Annotated in this window: 4 protein-coding genes and 1 tRNA gene; all 5 read left to right on the forward strand. The window is 43.8% G+C overall.

Annotated features, from left to right (window positions below; all coding sequences use genetic code 11):
- Positions 1–2512 (forward strand): valine--tRNA ligase (locus RMO27_RS07425; protein WP_309730997.1); only part of this gene is annotated, 2512 nt, incomplete at its 5' end.
- 66 nt (positions 2513–2578) lie between these two features.
- Positions 2579–3514, forward strand: a complete 936-nt coding sequence (thyA, locus tag RMO27_RS07430) for a thymidylate synthase (protein ID WP_309730998.1) — start codon at positions 2579–2581, stop codon at positions 3512–3514.
- 12 nt (positions 3515–3526) lie between these two features.
- On the forward strand, positions 3527–4102 hold the full coding sequence (locus tag RMO27_RS07435) for a dihydrofolate reductase (protein ID WP_309730999.1): 576 nt from the start codon (positions 3527–3529) through the stop codon (positions 4100–4102).
- Positions 4103–4181: 79 nt separating this feature from the next.
- Complete coding sequence (locus tag RMO27_RS07440; protein WP_309731000.1) at positions 4182–4718, forward strand: dCMP deaminase family protein; 537 nt, start codon at positions 4182–4184, stop codon at positions 4716–4718.
- Positions 4719–4810: 92 nt separating this feature from the next.
- Positions 4811–4884, forward strand: a tRNA-Pro gene (locus RMO27_RS07445).
- The last annotated feature ends 58 nt before the right edge of the window (positions 4885–4942 follow it).

Consider the following 4942-nt stretch of genomic DNA (forward strand, 5'->3'; position numbering starts at 1 on the left):
GGACAATACGCTCTTTTTACCAGGCACCGATCATGCGAGTATTGCGGTACAGACGATCCTGGAGAAGCAGCTCAAGGCTGAGGGGAAGACGCGGTATGATGTCGGTCGCGAGAAATTCTTAGAGCGGGCGTGGGAATGGAAGGCTGAATCTGGTGGTACGATCGTCAATCAGCTCAAACGGATGGGTGTCTCGGCGGATTGGACGCGGGAACGGTTTACCCTAGATGAGGGGTTGTCAGCGGCGGTGTTAGAAGCATTCGTCCGGTTGCACAAAGATGGGTTGATTTATCGGGGACAGTATTTAGTCAATTGGTGTCCGGCTTCGCAGTCGGCGGTGTCGGAGTTGGAAGTAGAGAATAAGGAAACTAATGGCAGTTTGTGGTATTTTCGTTATCCGTTGAGCGATGGTTCGGGATATATTGAAGTTGCAACTACTCGCCCAGAAACGATGTTGGGCGATACGGGAGTAGCCGTTAATCCCCAGGATGAAAGATATAAGCATCTGATTGGTAAAACTGTAAAATTACCAATTATTGGGCGTGATATTCCGATCGTCGGCGATGATTTTGTTGAGGCGGAATTTGGGACGGGATGCGTGAAGGTGACTCCGGCACACGATCTTAATGATTTTGCAATGGGCAAACGTCACGATCTGCCCTTAATTAATATCATGAATAAAGACGGCACTCTCAATGAGAATGCTGGCGAATTTAACGGTCAAGAACGGTTTGCCGCACGGCGGAATGTTGTGGCTAAATTAGAAGAGTTGGGCAATCTGGTTAAGATTGAAGCTTATAAACATACGGTTCCTTATAGCGATCGCGGAAAGGTTCCGATCGAGCCATTATTATCGACGCAATGGTTTGTCAAAATTCGGCCGATGGCAGATAACTGTCTGGCGTATTTAGACAACCAGAATGCCCCGGATTTCGTCCCCCAACGCTGGTCGAAAGTATATCGGGATTGGTTGGTCAAATTGCAAGATTGGTGTATCTCACGGCAATTGTGGTGGGGTCATCAGATTCCGGCTTGGTACGCTGTGAGCGAATCTGGTGGGGAGATAACCGATAATACGCCGTTCTTTGTGGCCAAGAATGAAGAAGAGGCACGATTACAGGCGATCGATCGATTCGGTGCAGATGTGCGATTAGTCCGCGATCCAGATGTACTCGACACTTGGTTCTCCTCTGGATTATGGCCATTCTCGACCTTAGGTTGGCCGGACAATACTGCGGATTTAGAGCTTTATTATCCGATAGCTACGCTCGTCACTGGCTATGATATTATCTTCTTCTGGGTGGCGCGGATGACGATGATGGCTGGATATCTAACTGGTAAAATGCCCTTCAAAGATGTCTACATTCATGGCTTGGTGTTGGATGAAAATGGCAAGAAACAGTCGAAGTCAGCGAATAATGGTATCGATCCACTATTGCTAATCGATAAATATGGTACCGATGCGCTCCGCTATACTTTAGTGCGCGAAGTTGTCGGTGCGGGACAAGATATTCGGATTCAATACAATCGCAAAACTGACGAATCCGAATCCGTCGAAGCCAGCCGGAATTTCACCAATAAAATCTGGAATGCGGCGCGATTTGTGATGCTAAATTTTGAGAGTGCAGAGTTTAAGATCGATAGCGATCGTCTCACAGCTCCCGCAACAGCATCCTTAGAAGTCGCCGATAAATGGATTCTATCCCGCTTCCATCAAACCGCTCGACAAACTCGCGATAATATCGATCGCTATGGCTTGGGTGAAGCGGCTAAAGGCTTGTATGAATTCTTCTGGGGTGACTTCTGTGACTGGTATATCGAGCTAGTTAAATCGCGTTTACAAGAAGGTGCCGAGCCAGCAAGTAAATTAGTCGTGCTGCAAACCTTAGCTTTTGTTTTGGATGGCATTTTAAAATTGTTGCATCCATTTATGCCCCACATTACAGCCGAAATCTGGCAGACTTTAACCCAGAGTGACGAAAAAAATGACATCTCGATCCAACCATATCCAATTAGCGATCCTAGTCTAATTGACACAGAACTCGATCGAGAATTCGATCTGCTAATTGGTGTAACTCGTACCGTCCGCAATCTCCGTGCCGAAGCCGATCTCAAACGAGTTACGAAGATTTCACTAATTATTCAAAGTGACAGCGAACAAGAACGCCACATCTTAGAGCGCGGGAAAACTTATCTGTGCGACTTAGCGCAAATCGAGCATCTCACGATCGTCGATCGATTAGCCGAAGAACCAACTCGGTCGATCGCCAGTGTCTTTGCAACGGTGCAAATCATCATACCACTAACTGGGGTTGTCGATCTCGAAGCTTTCAAAGCTAAAATTCAGAAGAAGATCGATAAAATCGACAAAGAAATCGAATCAATTCATAGTCGGTTAAATAACACCAAATTTATCGAACGTGCCACACCAGAAGTGGTTCAGCAAACTAAAGATATGTTGACCGAAGCCCAAAAGCAAAAAGAGATCTTACAGGAAAGATTTGATCGATTCTAAGCGGATGTTTGAAAAATCAATTTTGTCCTCTTGAAGCTCTAGAGCATCCACCTAATTTACTAATTCATGAATATAGTCGATCGCACATATCTAGAAATTCTCGATCAAATTCTGACTGAGGGTACTAGAGAGAAAAACCGTACTGGCACCGATACAATCTCACTATTCGGACTGAGTTATCGCCTACCGGTATCCGCCCAAGCCTTCCCAATTTTGACTCATAAGAAGATTCAATGGCGGAGTCTAGTCACAGAATTAATTTGGTATCTATCTGGTGAACCACATATTCGCAATCTCCAACAACATACTAAAATCTGGGATGCGTGGAGCGACACCAATGGTAATTTAGAAACTGCCTACGGTCGGTTTTGGCGATATTATCCAGTTCCCAATTATCCGCCGCAGATTCAGAGTGATCGCAGTAACTATTTATCCAATGGTGAAGTATCGATCGATCTAGCAGATAGTAAGTATCGACACGATCTAATTGTCGATAGCCATAAGTCAATAGTGATTCCCTGTTTCGATCAATTAAGATGGGCTGTAGATGAGTTGAAACGCAATCCGCGATCGCGAAGATTGCATATTACGGCTTGGTATCCACCGAATGCAACAATCAGTAAGTTACCACCTTGTCATCATAGTTTTACATTGAATTATCAAGGTGGTAAATTAAACTTGCATCTCCAACAGCGATCGTCAGATCATTGCGTTGGTAATCCTTTTAATTTAACTTGTTATGGATTGTTGCTATTGTTGATCTGTCGAGAAGTCAATCTCGAACCGGGTGATTTTTATCATTCGATTACCGATGCACATATTTATGTCGATCATATCGAACCTTATCAGAATACTAGTCGCGAGACTTATGAATTACCACAATTAGATTTGAGCCAATTAGGAGATCGATCAATGTTCGATCTCAATTATGATGATATCGATCGAATGCAGTTAGTCAATTATCAACATGGTGCATTTATTAAATTACCCGTAGCAGTCTAGGAGGAAATAGTGATGGTTCAAAAAATCCTCATTGCCGCGATCGATAAAGACGGTGGAATTGGTAAAGATGGATATATGCCATGGCATTATCCAGCCGATCTAAAGCTATTTATGAATCTCACGATGGGACATACGATCGTGATGGGACGCAAAACATTTGATGGCATGTTTGATCGCGGAAAAGTACCATTAAAAGGTAGACAAAATATCGTTGTGACATCGCAAGCCGCTGACTATCGATCGCGATTTATTAACCAGCATTCACCATCTCATCTGAATTTTACTGCCGATCTAAATTGTGCAGATCCAGAGTTAAATATTACTAAAGATGCCAAAATATTCTATTGTGGCGGAGCTAACATCTATCAACAAATCATCGAACGCAAGGATCTCGATATTATCTATCTGTCTAGGCTTGAAGAAAGTTATAATTGCGATACTTTTTTCCCCCAAGACCCGCAGTCAGTAGACAAAAACTTTGAGCCATATATTCCAGATTACATGACCAATAGTTTTTCCGATCGGATGTCAGGCAAAGACTCTTTTACTTTTCAAATCTACACACCCAAGCCACTAATAATTTATTAATTAATATCTTTGTAGTAAGGTGAAAACCACCGTGGGTAGTGCCCACCCTCCAAACCTAAAGCCTAAAGTCTAAAACCTAATGTACGATATCTCTTCGCGTCCAACTTGGGATGAATATTTCATGATGCTGGCGAAATTAACCGCCACGAGATCTACCTGTTTAGCCTTCCCCGTGGGTGCCATCATCGTCAAAGATCGTCAAGTTTTATCGACGGGCTATAATGGATCGCCGTCAGGTTCGGTACATTGTACGACACAGGGATTTTGTTATCCCGAATTGAGTGCGTGTAATGCCAGTAAGATTCTACCTTCGCGATCTGTTCATGCCGAAGCAAATGCGATCGCGCAAGCAGCTAAACATGGTATCTCGACAGGTGGTGCGAGTATTTATGTGACTTTAGAACCGTGTTTGTCTTGCTTGAAACTAATCATTTCCGCCGGAATTCGCGAGGTATTCTATGAAACGACATTTAATAGCGGCGACAATCTCAAAGTCCGAGATTTCTTACTAAAAGATAGCTCAATCGAACTCATCCCGATTCAGGTTTCGGAGGCAACTGCCAACCGATCTGCGGCATTTTTACTCAACCCGACATCGGTAGAGACTGTTTGCTAGCAAAGTAGAGTCGCCAAGGTCCAACCGCAAAACCTATTATCTAATTAGAGCTTGCGTAATCGATCAAAATTTGTTACGATGATAAGCTGCAACGGGACGTAGCGCAGCTTGGTAGCGCACTACTTTGGGGTAGTAGGGGTCGGAGGTTCAAATCCTCTCGTTCCGATTAAGATTAGAACATAAGCAAGGCAAGGCTTTCAACAGACAAACCAATGTCATGAGAG

This window comes from Chamaesiphon sp. OTE_75_metabat_556, assembly GCF_031378165.1.
Lineage (GTDB): Bacteria > Cyanobacteriota > Cyanobacteriia > Cyanobacteriales > Chamaesiphonaceae > Chamaesiphon.